Genomic DNA, 18,394 nt, shown 5'->3' with positions numbered 1-18,394 from the left:
CGCACGTCTCACCGGAGAAGTGCATGGCGCTCATCGCTCCTGCCTCGTCCATCCATTTCATCACGTTCCCCCCATGTGCGGTGTTCAGGTTGTTCGCATGATTCGGTTGCACCATCCACCTGTTCTCGATCAGTGTATCCAGTACATCCGGCATGGTCCATGCATCGGTTCCAGGGGGTGAAAATACCAGTCGGTTTCCACCCTACGGCTGCCCCAACCGCCGAAAGATCCCTTCGATTCTGCCGGCATCCGCCACGCACGGCGAGAACTCCACCGACGGCGGAGAAACGTCTCGAGAACCTCCTCGGAAACGTCATCCGACACGGCGGTGACGCCGTCGATATCCGCGTCGGCATGTTCGACACCGAGACCGGCTTCTACGTCGCCGACGACGGCCCTGGCATCCCCGAGACCGACCGCGAGGCGGTCTTCGAACACGGTGAATCCTCTCAGGAGAACGGGATGGGATTCGGGCTGAGTATCGTCCGGACGATAGCCAACGCCCACGGCTGGTCGATTCGGGCAACCGAAAGCAAGGCGGGCGGTGCTCGGTTCGAAGTAACGGGCCTGACCGGACTGACCGAAACGTCCGGCGATTGATCGGGAGGTTTCGCCCTGATTCGAAGCCAGCCGTGGTCTCCCGTAACTCCTCGAGCCGTTCGCTCAGTTCTACGTACTCCTCGCTTTCCTCGAGTTCGGACGGGGGTTCAGCATCTCGAGGTTCGCCTGCTTTTCCGCGAAGCGGAACTGCTCTCGGACCGCGTCGTCGTACTCCGAGAGGTCGAGCAGTTGTTCGACGGTCGCTCGTAGTCCGTCCCGTCCGACGGGTTTCGTGAGGTAGGCATCGAACGGCATCTTCATCATATCGAAATCCGGGTCGACGGCAGTGACCATCGCGACCCGACAGTCGTAGTCAGCTTCTCGGAGTCGTTCGAGGACTTCGTCGCCGCTCATCCCGGGCATTCGGCGGTCCAGTAGCACCGCGTCGGCTTCGTGTGCCTTCTCGAGTGCCTCCGCACCGCCCGTCGCGACGAGCACGTCGTAATCATCCTCCAACCAGAGTGCGTACCCCTCGGCCACGTCCCGTTCGTCGTCGACGACGAGTACGGTGTTCGTATCCTTGGACATGGTTGTCCCTGCGGTCGACTCGCCAGTTGATAGCTGATCGGAGGGCCTGTGAGTCGGACCTAGCCGTTTCTAAGAGAGGGATGACTAATCAATCTCGTGGCCCACCTGTGGTCCAATCCCGACACACGTAAGCCGCTCGACCGATTGAAACCGACAATGAGCGACGAGGAGGGGTCCGTGCGCGTCGTCGGAACCGCGCACGTCTCCGAGGCGAGCGTCAACGAAGTCGAAGAGGTCATCGACGACGAGCGACCCGACGTCGTCGCCGTCGAACTCGACGAGGGGCGGTATCGCCAGATGAAAGGCGAAACCCCAGAGGACCTCGATGCCGGCGACCTCCTCCGCGGGAATACCGTGTATCAGTTCCTCGCCTACTGGATGCTCTCGTACGTGCAGGCCCGCCTCGGCGAGCGGTTCGATATCGAACCGGGGGCCGATATGAAGGCCGCCATCGACAGCGCCGAGGGCCACGGCATCGACGTCGCACTCGTCGACCGCGACATCCAGGTGACGATACAGCGGTTCTGGTCCCGTCTTACCTTCCTCGAGAAGATCAAACTGATAGGCAACCTTGCAGTTGGGCTCGGCGACCCACGCGAGGTCGGTATGGGCGTCGGCGTCGGTATCGCCCTCATGATCTCCATCGTCGCGGGCGCGATTGCTGGCCCCTTCGTCGTCCCGAGCGCTCTCGGCCCCGGCGTGTTGGTTAGTATCCTCGATACCCTCATCGTCGGCCTCGGGCTCGGGCTGTTGCTCGGCGGGCTCATCGTCGTTGCACTCTTTCGGATGGCCCCCGAAGACGACGAGATCGAGGAGTTCGACATCGAGCAGATGACCGACACCGACGTCGTCGGCGCGATGATGGAAGAGTTCCGCCGGTTCTCCCCGGGCGGTGCGGAGGCGCTCATCGACGAACGGGACGCGTACATCGCCCATCAGCTCGTCGCCCTCCGCGATCAGGGCAAACACGTCGTCGCCATAGTCGGCGCCGGTCACCGCGAGGGCATCGAGCGATATCTGGAGACACCGTCGATGCTACCCGACATGAGCGAATTGACGGGGCGTGCCTCGGGGAGTCGCTTCTCGCTGTACAAGCTCTTCGGCTACCTGTTCACGCTCGGCTTCCTCGTCTTCTTCCTCCTGCTGGCTATCGCCACCTACACCGGCGTCGAAGGGGCATCCAGTGACCTGCTCATCAGCCTCTTTGCAGCGTGGTTCCTCGTCAACGGAATCCTCGCCTTCGGGCTGGCGAAACTCGCCGGTGCCCACTGGAGTTCCGCTGGCGTCGGCGGCGGCGTCGCGTGGCTGACGAGCGTCAACCCCCTTCTCGCGCCGGGGTGGTTCGCCGGATACGTCGAGTTGCGCTACCTCGACGTCAACGTCGGTGATATCAAGGAACTCAACGAAATCATGAGCGACGAGGAAGCCCCCATCCGAGAGCTGTGGCGGAACCTCAAGTCGGTCCCGCTGTTCCGACTCATCATGATCGTCGCGCTCACGAACATCGGGAGCTTCGTCGGCAGTGTCGTCTTCGCGACCGTGCTGTTGCCGTACTTGTTCGCCGGTTCCGGCATCGAAGGGGCCAGCGGCGTTGCGCGGTTGATGCTCGAAGCCGCGCGTAACAGCCTCGAACTCCTCGTGGAGGTATTCCGATGAGCGGCGTCACGCTCGGTGGCATCCGGTTCTATCCCGACGAACTTCGCGACCTCGTCGTCGCATGGATCGTCCTCGGTGCGGCCTTCAGCGTCTTCTTCTTTCGAGCGACCGGCCGACAGGTGTTCCCGGACATCGCGAGCGTGGTCTCCTCGCCAGCGTTCGGCCGACTTCTCGCCGTGAGCATGCTCACCGTCGGCGTCGGCTTCCTGCTCCACGAACTGGCCCATAAGGTCGTCGCCGTTCGGTTCGGTCAGGTGGCGGCCTTCCGAGCCGATTATCCTATGTTGGCACTGTGTCTCGGCGCCGCGCTCGCGGGCTTCCTCTTTGCGGCCCCCGGCGCGGTCCACCATCGGGGCCGAATCACAGTTCGCGAAAACGGGTTGGTCTCCGTGGCAGGCCCGCTGACGAACGTCGCCCTCGTTGCAGTCTTCCTGCCGTTCTACCTCCTCAGTGGCTTCCTCGGTGACGTCGGTCAACTCGGCATCATCATCAACGCCGTTCTTGCGGCGTTCAACATGATTCCGTTCGGGCCGCTCGACGGGAAGAAGGTCCTCGGCTGGAGCAAGACGGTCTTCGCGGCCGTCTTCTTGGGGACCGTCGCGCTCGCGGTGGGGAGTTTCTTCGTGGTCGGCTTCCCGACGTTCTGATACGGGCCGTTGTATCAATCTATTGGTACTCGCCGACTCGTATGTCGGTGATCGGTACAGCATCATAACGACGCGTATGAGCCTCGGAACCGACGCGTTTTTGCTCCGGTCGGACACCGGTTCGGGTATGACCGAAGAGACCGACGAGGACGAGGAGGGGCTTACCTACGCCGAGACCGGCGTCGACATCGAGGCCAGCGAAGCAGCGACGGCGGCGCTCATCGGTGCCGTCGGCGAGTTCGAAGGCGACTACGCCGGACTCGTCGACATCGGTGACCGGTATCTCGCCCTGGCAACCGACGGCGTCGGGACGAAACTGCTCGTCGCCGAGGCACTGGGGGATTACTCGACGATCGGCATCGACTGCATCGCGATGAACGCCAACGACCTCATCGCGACGGGCGTGACGCCGGTGGCGTTCGTCGACTACCTCGCCATCGAGGAACCGAACGATGAAACCGCCGAACAGATCGGTGACGGGCTCTCGGCTGGGGCCGAACAGGCCGAAATCGCACTGGTCGGCGGCGAGACAGCAGTCATGCCGGAGGTCATCAAGGGACTGGACCTCGCGGGCGCCTGTGTCGGCCTCGCGACCGAAGACGAACTCTTCGACGGGGAAGCCGAGGCCGGCGACGTGCTGGTCGGTCTCCCGTCGTCGGGCATCCACTCCAACGGGCTGACGCTGGCCCGGGAGGCGGCGACGCGGAACCACGAGTACACCGACCCCTTCCCGTACGATGAGAGTCGGTCCATCGGCGAGGTGTTGCTGGAACCGACCCGCATCTACCGGGAGGTGCTCGGGCCGCTTCACGCCGCGGAGACGCATGCCGCGGCACACGTCACCGGCGGCGGCTGGACGAACCTCTCGCGGATGGGCGAGTTCCGCTACGAGATCACGGACCCCTTCGAAGCGCAACCGGTCTTCGAGTTCGTCCAGGCGGAAGGCGACGTGAGCGACGAGGAGATGCACCGGACGTTCAACATGGGGACGGGGTTCGTCGCGGCGCTACCCGAGGACGATGCCGAGGCCGTCGTCGAGGAACTGGGTGACGCTCGAATTATTGGCCATGTCGAAGACGGCGACGGCGTCGCCATCCGCGGGTTGGAACTGTAAGCGAACAGGCGGGGGCGCCGGTCGTCGGTCGGCCAACCCGTCCCCGCGCTCCCGCCTTGGGGGCCGGCCGCCGCTTGCTACCGCATACGGCCGCTGGTCCCGTCCTCGTATTTGAATCCTCGTCTGGGGGAAGGTTTTTGTATAACTCAAGGTTATTGTGGCGCATGGGTATGGACCTGCCGACGCCAGCGGATCTCCGAGAGCGACGGACGGATCTCGGGTTGACACAGAGCGAACTCGCCGATCGGGCCGACGTTTCCCAGCCGCTTATCGCCCGTATCGAGGGCGGCGACGTCGACCCTCGGCTATCGACGCTTCGACGCATCGTCAACGCGCTCGACGAGGCCGAAAGCGCCGTCATGCACGCGGAAGACATCATGCACGAAGGCGTCGTCACGGTTGCGCCGGACGACAGCCTTCGGGATGCTATCGACGTGATGGTCAAGGAAGGTTACTCCCAGTTGCCGGTCGTCCGCGACGGTCGGCCGCAAGGTATCATCTCGAACTCCGATATCCGGCAACTGGAGGAGGAAAGCGCCGGGGAGTTGCCGGTCGCAGACGCGATGCGCGAGGCCATCACGACGGTCGAACCGACCGCGACGATGGACGAGGTCAACGCCCACCTCAACCATCAGGACGCGGTGATGGTCGTTGCGGACGGACAGCTACTCGGTATCATCACCGAGGCGGACGTCGCCGCCCACATGTCCTAGTTTTCGTCGGGTTCTTCGACTTCTTCGCCCTTCTCGAAGGTTTCGATGACTTTCAGAGGTACGTCACGGAGGGCGCCACCGACTTCGCTTTTGGCGATTCGAGAGGCGTGCTGGTCGCTATCGGCGTTGAAGACTTTCATCTCCAGCAGGAGACCGACGAGTGCGGTATCGGCGGCGATGAAGGCCGAATCGAAGGCCTCGCCACAGGCGGGACAGGGCGTCGCGCCGACCTCGACTTCGACGTAGTCCATGTCGGCGTTGTTGAGGCGCTTGCCCGCCTCGCTCACGGCGACACCGATGGCGTCGTCGATCTCTTCGACATCACGAACCAACCATGCGGCTTCCATCGCGACGACGTAGTTGCTCATACACGTTGCAAACGGTGCCTGACGGATAGCCCTATTGTTTCCGGCCCGGCCTTCGCCGGGCGCACGTGACCGGAATCCTCGTCATAACTTATGAGAATGGCCCGCCGTAGGTACCGACGTTATCCGTTCCAGCCGTCCGACTTTCGCCTCGAATAGCTGCCAACACAACTATAGTTGAATCGCAAGACAGCGGCGGTGTTTTTCCTCATAATCTATCATACGATACGCCGAGTCGAGGAGAAAGTATTTATATATCCAATGGATTGGGACTGTCGAGATGGCATCCCAGGTGTACCGGGCGTTCGTCTTCGCTCTGTACCAGTTCAGCATCGTCCTCGGTATCGCACTCCTCCCCGTCGCGTTAGCGACGAGCAGGGTTGGCTTCACACTCCCAATCGGTCGCGTTGTCGACCGCCTCGGCGCGGCCTACGAGAACGCGACACCGGAAGCGACGGCCTGACCGAAAGGATTTATCAGCGGTCGGTTTCTACCAGCAGGCAATGCGACAACCAGATTCCTCCCTGCCGCGGACCGGTCAGGACCACACGCTCTCGCCGTACGAACCCGAACTCGGCGAGGTACCGTCCAACGACCTCACCGCGGATGATCTCGAAAGCGTCAACAAGACCGGCACGACGACCATCGGCATCTCCACGTCCGAAGGCGTCGTCATCGCCACCGACATGCGCGCGTCCCTCGGTGGCCGGTTCGTCTCCAACAAGGACGTCCAGAAGGTCGAACAGATCCACCCCAACGCCGCTCTGACGCTGGTCGGCTCCGTCGGCGGCGCCCAGTCGTTCATCCGGTCGCTCCGCGCCGAGGTCAACCTCTACGAGGCCCGCCGTGGCGAGGACATCCCCATCGAAGCGCTCGCCACCCTCGCGGGCAACTTCGCCCGAGGCGGCCCCTTCTTCGCCATCAACCCCATCCTCGGCGGCGTCGACGAGGACGGCCACCACGTCTTCTCCATCGACCCCGCTGGCGGGGTCATGGAAGACGACTACACGGTCACCGGCTCCGGCCTCACCGTCGCCTACGGCACCCTCGAACGCGAGTACGAGGACGACATGACCAACGAGGAAGCCAAGAAAGTCGCTGCCTCCGGCATCGAGGCCGCTGTCGAACGCGACACCGGCTCCGGCAACGGCGTCTTCCTCGCCACAATCACTGACGAGGGCGTCGACATCAAGGGTCACAAGAACTTCGACGACGTGCTCTAGAACCCCGAACTTTTTGCACGGCGGGCCGCAGGCCCGCCGGCAAAAATCCATGCGAATCGCCTCCGGCGATTCGCTGGATGACGAGAGTCGCCGATGGCGACTCTCGAACCACTTCGATGAAAAAGACACTTCGACCCTCTCTCAGGAAGACTCGCTAGGCTCGTCTTCCAACGTTCCCGCTCACTCCGTTCGCGGGACCTATCGTCAGGTCTCGGTCCCGCGCCTCCCTCCGGTCGGCGCGGCGGAACCACTCGCGCCCTGCGGGCGCTCGCGGATGCTCTACTTCTATTTGCCCTCATCTTGATTCGCACCTTTTAATCGGAGGACTCGCCTACCGAATAGCGATGGAGTTCGCCGAGTTTGCCGCCCGTGCCGCCGAGATGGAAGCAGAGCCTGCGGACCTCGAAACCATCGGCTTGGTCGCCGAGCTGTCCGAGGAGGCGGGCGATGACCTCGGTATCGTGACGCGGTTCGTCCAGGGGCGGGTCTTCCCGGCCCACGACGGTACGAAACTCGATATCGGGCCGAACCTCTGCTATGGGGCGCTGGCGAAGGCCGCCGGGCAGAACGTCTCGGCCGACGACATCGAGGACCGACTGGCGGACGTCGGCGAAATAGGTGCGGTCGCGGAGGAACTGGATCTGGGCGGCCAGCAGGGCCTCGCCGCGTTCGGCGGTGGTGGCAGCGACGCCCTGACCGTCGCCGAGGTAGACGAGACACTTCGGAACCTCGCCGCTGCTGCGGGGTCGGGCAGTACGGACACCAAACTCGATACGCTGTTCGGCCTGTTCAATCGTGCCGAGTCGCTGGAGGCTCGCTTCCTCGCTCGACTCGTGTTGGGCGAGATGCGCGTCGGTGTCGGCGAGGGGACCGTCCGCGATGCGATAGCGGAGGCCTACGGTGTGCCGACGGAAGCTGTCGAACGGGCGTTGCAGGTGTCGAACGATTGCGGGCTCGTCGCCGAAACCGCCCGAGACGAAGGCGAATCCGGATTGGCCGACGTCCACCTCGAAGTCGGCCGGCCGGTTCAGGCCATGCTCGCACAGGCCGGCACCGCCGTCGACGCCCTCGACGAGTGGGAGAAAGCGGCCGTCGAGACCAAATTCGACGGCGCCCGGGTGCAGGTCCACTACGACGGCGAGACGACGCAGTTGTTCTCTCGCAACCTCGAAGACGTGACGGACCCGCTGCCTGAAATCGTCGAGTTCGTCGACGACGAACTCACCGTTCCGGCGATTCTGGACGGCGAGGTCGTCGCGGTCGACGAGGACGGCGAACCCCTGCCATTTCAGGAGATCCTGCGGCGCTTCCGCCGGAAACACGACGTGGCGGTGGCCCGCGAGAACGTGGCAGTCGAACTGCACGCCTTCGACTGCCTCCATGCCGACGGCGACGACCTGCTCGATGCGCCGCTGGTCGAACGCCACGACCGACTTTCGTCGGTGCTTTCGGAGGGTGTCTCCGAACTCGCCGTTACCGACGATGCCGACGAAATCGCGAATCTGGAGGCCGACGCGCTGGAGGCAGGCCACGAGGGCATCATGCTCAAGAACCCCGATTCGGCGTACACGCCGGGCAACCGTGGGAAGAACTGGCTGAAACGCAAACCGGACGTCGAAACGCTCGACCTCGTGGTCACCGGCGCCGAGTGGGGCGAAGGGCGCCGTGCGAACCTCCTCGGAACCTTCCTGCTTTCGGCCCGCGACGGCGACGACTACGAGACCATCGGCAAGGTAGCGACCGGTATCACCGACGAGAAACTCGCGGAGTTAGACGAGTTGCTCGAACCGCACATCCGGTCGCAATCCGGAACCGAGGTCGACATCGCTCCTGAAGTCGTTTTCGAGGTGGGATACGAGGAAATTCAACGGTCGCCGACCTATTCGTCGGGGTATGCCCTCCGATTCCCGCGATTCGTCGGCGTCCGGGAGGACAAGGACCCGGCCGACGCCGACAGTCTCGAACGCGTCGAACGGCTCGTCGATGCCCAGCGCTAAAGACGCGATTCGAGGTCGTCGAGCCGGGATTCGAGCCGTTCGAGCCGCTCGACGACGGTCGCGAGGTCCGCCTCGTCGGCCGATGCTTCGTCGACGCGTTCGATGCGACGGGCGAGTTCGTCGTGGATCTCGCCTGCGACTTCCCGGTACTCGTCGAGTTCTTCGGTCGGTGCCGCGTTTCCGTGGCCCCGACACCCCTCTACTTGCGAGACGTGGCGTGCGAGTTCTTCGTCACTCGCCATACCGTCCAGTTGCATAACTCGGCATATAAAAATGGGACACCGTTTCACGACGTGAAAATCGCCGGGCTTGAGACGGACCGTCACGTAGTGCGGATATGCTCCACCACGAGGGTCTCGATATCGCGTGGCTCGGCTACGCGACGCTCCGACTCGAAGGCGCCGATACAGTCGTCTACGTCGACCCCGGCCGCTACGGCGTCTTAGACGATTACGATGGTGATGATGGGGACGTAATCTGTGTCTCCCACGACCACCACTACGATACCGACGCCATCCGGCGAGTCGCCGCCGATGACGCGACAATCGTTCTCTTCGAGGGCATCAACACCCATCTAATCGACCGCGACGTCGAACGGCCCGCCGACCTACCCTACGAGGTTCGGACCGTCGACATGGAGGCCGACATCGCAGTCGGCGACGCGATCATCCGGACGACCGCCGCCTACAACGACCCCGACGGCCCACATACGCGACCGAACGGCGAACCGTACCATCCCGAGGGACGCGGCTGTGGCTTCCACGTCACCCTCGACGGCGTCTCGGTCTACTGGCCCGGCGATACCGACGTGCTCGACGGCCACGAATATCTCGACGTCGACGTGTTCTGTCCGCCCATCGGCGGGACGTTCACGATGGACCGCCACGAGGCCGCCGACCTCGCCGAGGCGATGGATCCGGACCTCGTCGTTCCGATCCACTACGATACCTACCCGGATATCGAGGCGGACGCCGAGGCGTTCGCGGAGGGCCTCGAATCACGAGGCGTTCGGGTCGCCCTCGACGACTGATTCAGAGGACCGATCCGATGGTGACCAAGAGGATACAGGATACGGCGACGGCAAACAGCACGCGGAAGGCGAGTGAGACGTACGGCTCGTCGCGGACGAGGCTTCTGTCGGCGTTTTTCGGGTCCAGCAGGCGCTCCCGCAAGGCGAGCAACGAGTAGCGCGATCGCCCGCGGTCCTCGTCGGCCGCCGGATTGAGGTTCGCCGACCCACAGACGCACGTCTCCGGCGGTTCGTCGTAGACCCGGTCACAGTCGCCACAGCGCCACTTCACAGGTGTAGTTCGTGTCGGGCCGAGAAAAGCGTGTGGCAGGCGGTCACGACTCGGGGGGTGTCGGTTACGACGTCGAGGACTTGCGTATCGCTGACCTCGCCGTCGGCATCGAGCGTCCTGATTTCGACCGTCGATGGCATCGCTGCCGGTTCCGTGAGGTCGACGCTCGCCGTCCAGGCGGTTCGTAAGCACTCTCCCCGCCGGAATCGGGGTGCCGTCTGAAGGCCGATCGTCGCTATCAGTCGGTCCCCATCGGGTTGCAGGTCCGAGAGGAACGGATGGTAGTGTTCAGCCGGAAGCGTCCGCTGGCCCCTGAACGTCAGGTGTACGTTCCTCCGGGCTTCGGCGTGCATCTCGCGGTCCTCACAGATGAGTGGTCCCGCGTTGAACCGTGCGTCCTGAATCGGCGAGCCGTATTCGATGTTCTCGGGCGGTATACCGAAACTCTCGAAGTCGACCATCTCGTAGTCGAGGGGCGAAACCTCGCCGTTCGGCGTCCCATCAGGATACCTCGAAACGGTCGTCGATTCGTCGAAGCCAGTCCGGTACTCGTCGAACCGGAGGCCGACTAACTCCGGAAACCGGTCGCTTTCGAGCGTCGCCTCGCGGCTTACCGTGGCGTACTCGCCACAGTCGTCGGATTCCTTGGCTTCCGCCGGCACGTCGCTCCACGTCAGGTCGTCGACCGGTGCCTCTGTCAGTAGGGCGCCGTCGGCACCGAACAACGCCAGCGCCGGCGCCTTGATGCCGTTGCCCTCCCGACCGAAATTGAAATTCACCGTCAGTTGTGCGTCGACTCGCCACCCATCAGTTCGATAGCCGCCGGTTCGCGTGGAACCCGACGCCGGTCCATGTCTCGCCACAGGGCGAGCAATCGGCGAGTGCCGGGGCCACGCCGGTCGCAGCGAGCGCGAGAATCTGCCGTCTTCGGAGGGCCATAGACCGGCCACGAAGGCTGGCGTAAAAACGATTTAGCCGATTACAGTACGCCCATATCCGTGAGGCGTTCGGGGAGGTAGGTGTCGGTCACGAAGTCGAGGCCGCGGGAGGCGAGTGCCTGCTGTTCGGCCTTCTTGCCGATGTCGAGTTGGAGTTCGATCTGTTCGGTCCAGTAGTCGTCCTGGAAGCGCGGGTCGTCGAGTTCGCTTTCCAGCGCGTTGATGTCGGAGTCGCTGAGGGGGTCGGTCGGCAGTTCGTACTCGACGATGTCCTCCGGCTGGATGCCGATGTATTCGGCCTCCGGCGTCGCGAGGTACTCCGAGAGGTGGGCCGATTTGATGGACCCATACGATACCGACGCGTAGATGCGGTACGACCACGGGTCGCCGTCACAGAAGACGACCACCGGGAGGTCGAGTTCGTCGTGGAGCCGTTTGGTGATGCGGCGGGTCGCTCGTGCGGGCTGGCCCTTGAGGTGGACGATGATGGCGTTGTACTCCTCGTCGAAGCCGTTCTCGACGAGGCGATCCCGCATACCACCGGTCTCCACACACAGGACGAAGTCGGCGTCGTTGTCGAGGAACTCGATGGTGTCGGGGTTGTTCGGAATCTGGTAGCCGCCCTCCCCGACGTCCTTCTGACAGTGGATCTCCCGCTCGCCGCGGCGCGTCTGTTCGCGGAGGAAAAGCGGGCCCATGATGGTCGCGCCGGACTCCTCCGGGCGCATGTGGAAGTCCTCGCGGGTGACGTCGGAGACGATCTCGAGGTCCTCGACGAGCTGGTTGGATTCGTCCTGGCCGCTGAACTGCGCGCGCTCTTCGTCCCACGATTCGGAGAGGTAGTAGAGTTCACGCAGGGTCGACGAGCGGCCCTCCTTGAGCTGGTTTTCGAGGAACTCGATGGTGTAGATCGCCTTCAGGAGCTTCTGGGCGCCGGAGACGGTGTTGGCCGAACGGGTCGAGGTGCGGTCGCCGTAGACCCAGACGTCCTTGTCCTCGTCGAAGACGATGTTGCTTTTCGTCCGAGTCGGGATCTCCATCGTCGGAACGTCCCCCTCGGCGAACTGGTCGTAGAACTCGCTTGCGAGGTCGATAAGCCGCTCGCGGGCGAGGTCGTCCTGGATCTCGTAGTCGTCGTTTGCGCTCATGTTATGCGTTGATGGTCAACCGCTCGTTTTCGATGCCTTCGACGGAGACGTCGAAGTCGGCGTCGCCGTCGATGTCGTATTCGAGGGTCGCTTTCTCGCCGCCGGAAACCGTCGGGGACCACTTGAGGAACCATTCGCCGTCCATCTCGACGACGGTGGCGTCCTCGTGGTCGCCGGGGTCGGCGGTGACGATCTCGGTAATCTCGGGGTCGACGTTGGTGTCGCCGTGGTTGTGGATGGTCAACTCCACCGTCGAGCCGTTGACGGACCGCTCGATGAGCACGTTGTTCATGATGCGTGCCAGCGAGTCGTCGATATCGAGCGGTTCACGCTCGGTCACCTCGGCGAGTTTGTCGGCCATCTCCGGCAGGATGTCGGCGATGACGTTCTGCTTGCGTCGGCGCTTCTCCAGCGAGCGCTGTTTGCTGAGATAGGAGTTCATCTCCCGGCCGGCCTCCTGGAGGGCGAGCCGGAGCTGTTTCTCGATTTCGGGGATGTTGGCGACGGCGTCCTTCGATTCGCTGGTGAAGGGGACGCTCGTCGAGGCGACGTGGGCCATGATGACGGCGGGCCCGCTCGGCATCCCGGAGCCGCCGGGCTGGTCGAGGCCGTAGTTCCGCCAGTTGACGTCCTTGATGACGTCGACGGTGGCACACGCGCCGCGCTGGTAGACCAGCGGGACCCGGTTGGCAAAGCGGAGGACTTCGACGCCCCCTTCGGCCGGCAGGTCCCCGCCGTATGCGATGCCGACCTCGACGACGAAGGGGTCGCCGCCGTGTACCGCCGCATCGCGGGTGACGGAGGTGTAGAAGTCGGCCTCGTATTCCTTTTCGAGGCCGGCCTGGACGAGGTCCTCGGAGATGGGTGCCAGACAGTCCGTCGGCGGCGCGAGGATGTCCGTCTCGCGCATCGCTTCGAGGAACTGGGCAGCCGTGTCGCGTTCGCCGGCGACGGATTTGACGTTCGGGACGTCGTCGTCCACGCGGGCGGCCTCCCCCCAGAAGGCGTCGACGATGTTCTCGCGGGCGGTGTCGCCGAAACTGGCGTCGTCCCGGTCTTCGGTCATATCGGCTGCCCGGTCGACGAACTCCCGGAGTCCCGACCGAGTGACGCGATTACGTGTATCTTCCTGTTCGTCGAACTTGTCCGCCAGTCGGCGGGCCATCCCTTCGACCGCGGCGTCGTCCTTCCGGGTCGTGGTCGCCTCGTCGACGAGTTCGTAGCAGTCGGCGCGGCGGTCGACCGTTATCTCCTCCCACGCGGCTTCGACGGCGTTCTCCCGGACGGTGGACCCGAAGGTTTCGTCGAACTCGTCTTCGACGTCGTCGGCGAGTTCGTCAGCGAGGTCGGCGACTTCGCCGTGGGCGATGCGGTCGTTGTCGGCGATCTCGTCGGCCAGTCGCTCGGCGAAGGCATCGGTCGCGTCGGCGCTTTTGTTCGCCACGGCGTCGGAAACCGCACTCTCGGTATCGGCGTCCTCGTGGGCCTGTGGCGGCCGCCACGCCATCTCCCGGCCGTAGTGTCGGTCCCGGAAGTTGTCGACGACCTCGCCGGCGGTCTTGCCGCCGACGCGGGTGAACTCGCCCTGCAGGAACCCGGAGATGGAGTAGGAATCCGTCGCGTCGAGCATCTTCAGGAGCGTCCCGAGTTCGACGCCGTGGGGGTGTGGACGGATTTCCTCGGTTTCGGGCGGCAACTGGTCGGTCGCCCGCTCGAACTTCTGGGACTCCTTGGGTTCGTGGAACTCGATGCGGGCGTGGGGGTTGACGACCGCCGTGTACTTGATGTAGTCGTGGAGTTGCTGGCGGGCGCGCATGTTGCCCTCCATCTCCAGTTCGATGCGGGTCCCGTGGGGGCGTTCCCACGATGCGGACTCGTCGACGTCGATCTCGGGCTCGTTGGTGTCCGTATCGATGGTCAACTCGAAGTACTGGGCGTCACCGCCGTTCTCGGTCTTGGAGGTGATCTTCGCGGGCTTGCCGGAGGTGAGCTGCGAGTAGAGGACCGCCGCGGAGATACCGATACCCTGCTGGCCACGGGTCTGTTCGCGGGCGTGGAACCGGGAGCCATAGAGGAGTTTCCCGAAGACCTTCGGGAGTTGCTCTTTCGTGATACCGGGCCCGTTGTCCTCGATAGTGAGCCGGTAGTAGTTGCCGACCTCTTCGATTTCGACGTAGATGTCCGGAAGGATGCTGGCTTCCTCGGTGGCGTCTAGGGCGTTGTCGACGGCCTCCTTGACGGCCGTGACGAGTGCCTTGGCCCCGCTGTCGAAGCCCAGCATCTGCTTGTTCTTCTCGAAGAACTCGGCGATAGAGATGGAGCGCTGACTCTCGGCCAACTGCTCGGCCGTCGCAGGCTCGCTGCCGCCGCCTTCCCCGAGTTGCGACTGAAACGAGGTCATTCGTTTTGACGTAAATCCCCACCCACGTAAAACCTCGTCGCTACCGGAGTGAAAGTGAAACCGACAGATGGCACGGCTTCGATGACGGACGTCGGACGGAGGACGGATCGGTTATGTATAAAACGAACCGGGCGTGTGTTTTCTCCTCCCATTCCCCGAGCCGGTGGCCGTACCGATTTATTCGTCGGCGTCCTCTCGGGCACTCTCGGAGGGAGCTCCGGGTCCGGCCAGCATCCGGCGGAGCGCCTCGAACCCTTCATCGCGCGTGGCACCCTTCGAGAGACGGACGCCGGAGAAGGTATCGACCTCGACGTCTTCGGCGGGGTAGCCGAGGTGGTCCATGTGGTAGACCCGCCGGGTGACCAGCACGGTGGGAACGGTGACGACGACGAAGACGACGAGCTGTGAGGGAAACGAAAGCCCGGCGGTGCCGACGGCGGCGCCGACGACGACGTACGCCAGGGCGTCGACTACCAGCAGGACGGTCAGCGTCACGAGGATGTCGTTGACGGCGGTGACCCGGGCGTTGTGTTCTATCCAGCGGCCGTAACTGCGGAGGAGGCGCGCTTCGAACTCCTCGTCGGAGTCGGCGTCGTGTCGCTCCAGAGCACGCTCGATGTCGTTTGTATCAAGGCCACCCCGGAGGTTCGAGGCGTTGTAGGTCACGCCGGCGATGGCCGTCGAGACGAAAAGCAAGAGTGCCCCGAACCCAGTGAAGACGTTGTAGAAGGCCGCCACGTCGAACTCCGTCTGGACGAGGATCGAACCGGCCGTGACCAGGATACCGATAAGCAGGAGATTGGCCTTCAGTATCTCGATGGCCTTGGCGTCGATCTCCTGGAGTCGCTGGACCTGCTGTTCGAAGGTCCGCCGCGTCTCCTCGCGTGTCAACGCAAGCGCGTCTACCGGTTCCGTCCCGTCGTTCGGCGCCTCGCTACCCTCCTCGGCCATACGCTTTCTTTTCCGAGCACCGCCCTAAGTGTGAGGGTCCGTCGGCTGATTCGGGGAACCCTTTTGACCGAGCGGTGAGGGATGGTCGGTATGGTGGCCGAGTTCATTCTCCATATCGTCGACCAGACGTTACGAGGGCTCCTCGAGGGCGTCGAGACGGCGCTTCCGCGGGTCATCGCCGGGCTTGTTTTCGCCCTCGTTGCATACGTCGCCATCCGGCTGATACTGGCAGCACTGAAGGCGTCGCTCGGGCGGTACTACACCGAGCGACAGCAACTGGTCGCCCAGCTCTTCGTCGCGGTGGCCGGTATCTTCCTGTGGTTCGCTGCGGCCCTGACCTTCCTGAAGATCGTCGGAATGGGCGATATCGCCGCCAGTCTCGGGACTGCCGTCGGCTTCATCGCGTTGGGGGTCTCCTATGCGCTCTCGGCGATGATCGAGGATACCGTCGCCGGCGTCTACCTGCTCAGGGACCCGGACTTCGAGATCGGCGACCGGGTCGCGGTTGGGGGCACTGAAGGCACTGTCTCGGCTATCGAGTTGCGGAAGAGTCGGTTCACGCTCGAAGACGGCGATACGTGGGTCGTGGCCAACCGCGACGTCGAAGCCAAGTGGACGAAACACGCCGAGGAGTAACGGTACAATACGGCCGGTAGGTTGACGTTTCAATAGGCTCGCTATGGCCGGGTTTTAGTGTGGGTAATAAATTAACACACGACGCGTTCACGCGCGGGCGCGTGTGGGGGTTTTATACCTGCCCGGTGGTTAGGGGCGGGTAGATACTTCAGATGTCTCAGGATAGTGAATACAGCGCCGGGCAGATACAGGTGCTGGAAGGACTCGAAGCAGTCCAGAAGCGCCCGGCCATGTACATCGGGTCGACGGACGCCCGTGGCCTCCATCATCTCGTCTACGAGGTCGTCGACAACTCCATCGACGAGGCGCTCGCCGGCTACTGTGACACCATCGAGGTCGTCATCAACGACGACAACTCGGTGACCGTCAGAGACGACGGTCGCGGCATCCCCGTGGACACCCACGAGGAGTACGACCGCCCCGCCGTCGAGGTCATCATGACCGTCCTCCACGCCGGCGGCAAGTTCGACAGTAAATCGTATCAGGTCTCCGGCGGCCTCCACGGCGTCGGCGTCTCCGTCGTCAACGCCCTCTCGAAGTGGCTCGAAGTCGAGATCAAGCGGGACGGCTACGTCTGGCGGCACCGCTTCGATCACGGCGAACCCGACCAGGGCCTCGAGAAGGTCCGCGAGATGGAACCGGACGAGGAGACGGGCACGGAGATCACCTTCTGGCCCGACGACGAGATCTTCGAGACGGGCGAGTTCACGTACTCGACCCTCCAGTCGAGACTCCGCGAGCTGGCCTTCCTCAACCCCGGCGTCGGCATCACGATCCGGGACGAGCGAACCGAGGACGGCGAGGAGGAGACCTTCGAGTACGAAGGCGGCATCAAGGAGTTCGTCGAATACCTCAACGAGACTCGCGACGTCCTCCACGACGAGGTCATCTACTTCGAGGACGAGGAAGACGACATCCACGTCGAAGTCGCCATCCAGGCGACCGCCGGCGTACAGGGGTCGATTCACGCCTTCGCCAATAACATCAACACCCGCGAAGGCGGGACCCACCTGACCGGCTTCAAGACCGCGCTGACCCGCGTCATCAACGACTACGCGACGACCAACGATATGCTGTCGGACATCGACGGCACACTCAAGGGTGAGGACATCCGCGAGGGGATGACGGCGGTCATCTCGGTCAAACACCCCGACCCGCAGTTCGAGGGCCAGACCAAGACCAAGTTGGGCAACAGCGAAGTCCGGGGCATCGTCGAAGGCGCCCTCCACGAGGAACTGGCGACGTATCTCGAGGAGAACCCGAGTACGGCCGAGTCCATCGTCTCGAAGGCCGTCGAAGCCGCGAAGGCCCGGAAGGCCGCCAAGAAGGCCGAGGAGCTGACCCGGCGGAAATCGGCACTCGAATCGACGTCGCTGCCCGGCAAACTCGCGGACTGTCAGACGAAGGACCCCGAGGAGGCCGAACTCTTCGTGGTCGAGGGCGACTCCGCCGGCGGGTCGGCCAAGCAGGGGCGCAACCCCGAGTACCAGGCCATCCTCCCGCTTCGCGGGAAGATCCTCAACGTCGAGAAACACCGTCTGGACCGCATCCTCGAGAACGACCAGATCCGGAACCTCATCACCGCCGTCGGGACCGGCATCGGCGAAGAGTTCGACATCGAGGAAGCGCGGTATCACAAGATCATCATCCTCTGTGACGCCGACGTCGACGGGGCACACATCCGGACGTTGCTTTTGACCTTCCTCTATCGGCACATGACGCCGCTCATCGAGCGGGGCTACGTCTACGCCGCTCAGCCGCCGCTGTACCGCATCCGGTACAAGGGCGAGACCTACGACGCGATGACCGAAGCCGAGCGGGAACGCATCGTCGAGGAGGTCTGTGACGGCAACCCCTCGCAGGTCCAGCGGTTCAAGGGCCTCGGCGAGATGAACCCGAAACAGCTCTGGGATACGACGATGAACCCCGAAAACCGGATCCTCAAGCAGATCACCATCGAGGACGCCGCGGCCGCCGACCGGATGTTCAGCGTCCTGATGGGCGATGCGGTCGAACCGCGAAAGCAGTTCATCAAGGAACACGCCGACGAAGCCGAGTGGATCGACATCTAATATATGAGTTCTGAATCACCCGACACGCCGGATATTCCGGCAAACAAGGTAGAGCCCGTCCGCATCGAGGACGAGATGGAACAGTCGTACATCGACTACGCGAT

The 18,394-nt window shown here is 63.6% G+C and carries 21 protein-coding genes; 11 read left to right on the top strand and 10 right to left on the bottom strand.

Annotation, left to right across the window (positions count from 1 at the left end):
- Window positions 1–154, bottom strand: a 154-nt coding sequence (locus V5A53_RS05605) for a hotdog domain-containing protein (RefSeq protein ID WP_332312593.1), incomplete at its 3' end; no start/stop codon positions are given.
- Between the two features lie 5 nt (window positions 155–159).
- On the opposite strand from V5A53_RS05605, the gene V5A53_RS05600 reads away from it, so the two are divergent.
- Window positions 160–600 (top strand): sensor histidine kinase, encoded by a 441-nt coding sequence (locus tag V5A53_RS05600; protein ID WP_442928678.1) that lies wholly within the window; start codon window positions 160–162, stop codon window positions 598–600.
- Window positions 601–669: 69 nt separating this feature from the next.
- Here the strand turns inward: V5A53_RS05600 and V5A53_RS05595 are convergent, their stop codons facing one another.
- The gene (locus tag V5A53_RS05595) at window positions 670–1,128 is read right to left on the bottom strand and encodes a response regulator transcription factor (RefSeq protein ID WP_332312591.1); all 459 of its coding nucleotides are present in this window, start codon (window positions 1,126–1,128) and stop codon (window positions 670–672) included.
- A gap of 156 nt (window positions 1,129–1,284) precedes the next feature.
- Here V5A53_RS05595 and V5A53_RS05590 point away from each other — a divergent pair, with 156 nt between their 5' ends.
- The 4 genes from V5A53_RS05590 (at window position 1,285) to V5A53_RS05575 (ending at window position 5,258) form a co-directional block, all read left to right on the top strand.
- Window positions 1,285–2,784 (top strand): TraB/GumN family protein, encoded by a 1,500-nt coding sequence (locus V5A53_RS05590; RefSeq protein ID WP_332312590.1) that lies wholly within the window; start codon window positions 1,285–1,287, stop codon window positions 2,782–2,784.
- Window positions 2,781–3,431 carry a metalloprotease gene (locus V5A53_RS05585; RefSeq protein WP_332312589.1) on the top strand — a complete coding sequence of 217 codons (651 nt, stop codon included), beginning with the start codon at window positions 2,781–2,783 and terminating at the stop codon, window positions 3,429–3,431. Before V5A53_RS05590 ends, V5A53_RS05585 begins: the two co-directional genes overlap by 4 nt.
- 127 nt (window positions 3,432–3,558) lie before the next feature.
- Window positions 3,559–4,545: a phosphoribosylformylglycinamidine cyclo-ligase gene (gene purM, locus V5A53_RS05580; RefSeq protein ID WP_332312588.1), complete on the top strand. Its 987-nt coding sequence runs from the start codon at window positions 3,559–3,561 to the stop codon at window positions 4,543–4,545.
- Window positions 4,546–4,715: 170 nt separating this feature from the next.
- On the top strand, window positions 4,716–5,258 hold the full coding sequence (locus tag V5A53_RS05575) for a CBS domain-containing protein (RefSeq protein WP_332312592.1): 543 nt from the start codon (window positions 4,716–4,718) through the stop codon (window positions 5,256–5,258).
- On the opposite strand, the gene V5A53_RS05570 is transcribed toward V5A53_RS05575, so the two are convergent.
- Window positions 5,255–5,626 carry a DUF555 domain-containing protein gene (locus V5A53_RS05570; RefSeq protein ID WP_332312587.1) on the bottom strand — a complete coding sequence of 124 codons (372 nt, stop codon included), beginning with the start codon at window positions 5,624–5,626 and terminating at the stop codon, window positions 5,255–5,257. The genes V5A53_RS05575 and V5A53_RS05570 overlap by 4 nt on opposite strands.
- A 277-nt stretch (window positions 5,627–5,903) precedes the next feature.
- Here V5A53_RS05570 and V5A53_RS05565 point away from each other — a divergent pair, with 277 nt between their 5' ends.
- From V5A53_RS05565 to ligA, 3 genes are all read left to right on the top strand, one after another.
- Window positions 5,904–6,086: a hypothetical protein gene (locus tag V5A53_RS05565; protein WP_332312586.1), complete on the top strand. Its 183-nt coding sequence runs from the start codon at window positions 5,904–5,906 to the stop codon at window positions 6,084–6,086.
- A gap of 40 nt (window positions 6,087–6,126) precedes the next feature.
- Window positions 6,127–6,846, top strand: coding sequence for an archaeal proteasome endopeptidase complex subunit beta (gene psmB, locus V5A53_RS05560; protein WP_332312585.1), 720 nt, complete (start codon window positions 6,127–6,129; stop codon window positions 6,844–6,846).
- A gap of 344 nt (window positions 6,847–7,190) precedes the next feature.
- Entirely contained in the window at window positions 7,191–8,843 is a 1,653-nt protein-coding gene (gene ligA / locus V5A53_RS05555) for an ATP-dependent DNA ligase LigA (protein ID WP_332312584.1), read from the top strand.
- On the opposite strand, the gene V5A53_RS05550 is transcribed toward ligA, so the two are convergent.
- Window positions 8,840–9,085, bottom strand: coding sequence for a hypothetical protein (locus V5A53_RS05550; RefSeq protein WP_332312583.1), 246 nt, complete (start codon window positions 9,083–9,085; stop codon window positions 8,840–8,842). The genes ligA and V5A53_RS05550 overlap by 4 nt on opposite strands.
- A gap of 95 nt (window positions 9,086–9,180) precedes the next feature.
- Here V5A53_RS05550 and V5A53_RS05545 point away from each other — a divergent pair, with 95 nt between their 5' ends.
- The gene (locus tag V5A53_RS05545; protein ID WP_332312582.1) at window positions 9,181–9,873 is read left to right on the top strand and encodes an MBL fold metallo-hydrolase; all 693 of its coding nucleotides are present in this window, start codon (window positions 9,181–9,183) and stop codon (window positions 9,871–9,873) included.
- A gap of 1 nt (window position 9,874) precedes the next feature.
- Here V5A53_RS05545 and V5A53_RS05540 read toward each other — a convergent pair whose 3' ends face one another.
- The 6 genes from V5A53_RS05540 to V5A53_RS05515 all read right to left on the bottom strand — a co-directional run bounded on the left by V5A53_RS05540 (window position 9,875) and on the right by V5A53_RS05515 (window position 15,582).
- Window positions 9,875–10,144, bottom strand: coding sequence for a hypothetical protein (locus V5A53_RS05540; RefSeq protein ID WP_332312581.1), 270 nt, complete (start codon window positions 10,142–10,144; stop codon window positions 9,875–9,877).
- Window positions 10,141–10,923 (bottom strand): hypothetical protein, encoded by a 783-nt coding sequence (locus V5A53_RS05535; protein ID WP_332312580.1) that lies wholly within the window; start codon window positions 10,921–10,923, stop codon window positions 10,141–10,143. The genes V5A53_RS05540 and V5A53_RS05535 overlap by 4 nt, the downstream gene beginning before the upstream one ends.
- A 28-nt stretch (window positions 10,924–10,951) precedes the next feature.
- Window positions 10,952–11,083 (bottom strand): hypothetical protein, encoded by a 132-nt coding sequence (locus tag V5A53_RS05530; protein WP_332312579.1) that lies wholly within the window; start codon window positions 11,081–11,083, stop codon window positions 10,952–10,954.
- 40 nt (window positions 11,084–11,123) lie between these two features.
- Window positions 11,124–12,230, bottom strand: a complete 1,107-nt coding sequence (locus tag V5A53_RS05525; protein ID WP_332312578.1) for a DNA topoisomerase IV subunit A — start codon at window positions 12,228–12,230, stop codon at window positions 11,124–11,126.
- Between the two features lies 1 nt (window position 12,231).
- Complete coding sequence (locus V5A53_RS05520; RefSeq protein ID WP_332312577.1) at window positions 12,232–14,631, bottom strand: DNA topoisomerase VI subunit B; 2,400 nt, start codon at window positions 14,629–14,631, stop codon at window positions 12,232–12,234.
- Between the two features lie 177 nt (window positions 14,632–14,808).
- The gene (locus tag V5A53_RS05515; protein ID WP_332312576.1) at window positions 14,809–15,582 is read right to left on the bottom strand and encodes a hypothetical protein; all 774 of its coding nucleotides are present in this window, start codon (window positions 15,580–15,582) and stop codon (window positions 14,809–14,811) included.
- Window positions 15,583–15,672: 90 nt separating this feature from the next.
- Here V5A53_RS05515 and V5A53_RS05510 point away from each other — a divergent pair, with 90 nt between their 5' ends.
- Window positions 15,673–16,218, top strand: a complete 546-nt coding sequence (locus V5A53_RS05510) for a mechanosensitive ion channel domain-containing protein (protein ID WP_332312575.1) — start codon at window positions 15,673–15,675, stop codon at window positions 16,216–16,218.
- A 152-nt stretch (window positions 16,219–16,370) separates the two neighbouring features.
- The gene (gene gyrB / locus V5A53_RS05505; protein ID WP_332312574.1) at window positions 16,371–18,290 is read left to right on the top strand and encodes a DNA topoisomerase (ATP-hydrolyzing) subunit B; all 1,920 of its coding nucleotides are present in this window, start codon (window positions 16,371–16,373) and stop codon (window positions 18,288–18,290) included.
- Window positions 18,291–18,394 lie beyond the last annotated feature (104 nt).

This window comes from Natronomonas sp. (genome assembly GCF_036625485.1).
Lineage (GTDB): Archaea > Halobacteriota > Halobacteria > Halobacteriales > Haloarculaceae > Natronomonas.
The sequence above is the reverse complement of the archived record's forward strand: the minus strand, read 5'-3'. Positions and strand labels throughout refer to the sequence as shown.

Coding starts and splice junctions, on each gene's coding strand:
- V5A53_RS05550 (WP_332312583.1), bottom strand. CDS start 9,085: ATGGCGAGTGACGAAGAACTCGCACGCCACGTCTCGCAAGTAGAGGGG.
- V5A53_RS05565 (WP_332312586.1), top strand. CDS start 5,904: ATGGCATCCCAGGTGTACCGGGCGTTCGTCTTCGCTCTGTACCAGTTC.
- psmB (WP_332312585.1), top strand. CDS start 6,127: ATGCGACAACCAGATTCCTCCCTGCCGCGGACCGGTCAGGACCACACG.
- V5A53_RS05545 (WP_332312582.1), top strand. CDS start 9,181: ATGCTCCACCACGAGGGTCTCGATATCGCGTGGCTCGGCTACGCGACG.
- ligA (WP_332312584.1), top strand. CDS start 7,191: ATGGAGTTCGCCGAGTTTGCCGCCCGTGCCGCCGAGATGGAAGCAGAG.
- V5A53_RS05590 (WP_332312590.1), top strand. CDS start 1,285: ATGAGCGACGAGGAGGGGTCCGTGCGCGTCGTCGGAACCGCGCACGTC.
- V5A53_RS05525 (WP_332312578.1), bottom strand. CDS start 12,230: ATGAGCGCAAACGACGACTACGAGATCCAGGACGACCTCGCCCGCGAG.
- V5A53_RS05510 (WP_332312575.1), top strand. CDS start 15,673: ATGGTGGCCGAGTTCATTCTCCATATCGTCGACCAGACGTTACGAGGG.
- V5A53_RS05575 (WP_332312592.1), top strand. CDS start 4,716: ATGGACCTGCCGACGCCAGCGGATCTCCGAGAGCGACGGACGGATCTC.
- V5A53_RS05520 (WP_332312577.1), bottom strand. CDS start 14,631: ATGACCTCGTTTCAGTCGCAACTCGGGGAAGGCGGCGGCAGCGAGCCT.
- V5A53_RS05570 (WP_332312587.1), bottom strand. CDS start 5,626: ATGAGCAACTACGTCGTCGCGATGGAAGCCGCATGGTTGGTTCGTGAT.
- V5A53_RS05600 (WP_442928678.1), top strand. CDS start 160: ATGCATCGGTTCCAGGGGGTGAAAATACCAGTCGGTTTCCACCCTACG.
- V5A53_RS05515 (WP_332312576.1), bottom strand. CDS start 15,582: ATGGCCGAGGAGGGTAGCGAGGCGCCGAACGACGGGACGGAACCGGTA.
- gyrB (WP_332312574.1), top strand. CDS start 16,371: ATGTCTCAGGATAGTGAATACAGCGCCGGGCAGATACAGGTGCTGGAA.
- V5A53_RS05595 (WP_332312591.1), bottom strand. CDS start 1,128: ATGTCCAAGGATACGAACACCGTACTCGTCGTCGACGACGAACGGGAC.
- V5A53_RS05530 (WP_332312579.1), bottom strand. CDS start 11,083: ATGGCCCTCCGAAGACGGCAGATTCTCGCGCTCGCTGCGACCGGCGTG.
- purM (WP_332312588.1), top strand. CDS start 3,559: ATGACCGAAGAGACCGACGAGGACGAGGAGGGGCTTACCTACGCCGAG.
- V5A53_RS05585 (WP_332312589.1), top strand. CDS start 2,781: ATGAGCGGCGTCACGCTCGGTGGCATCCGGTTCTATCCCGACGAACTT.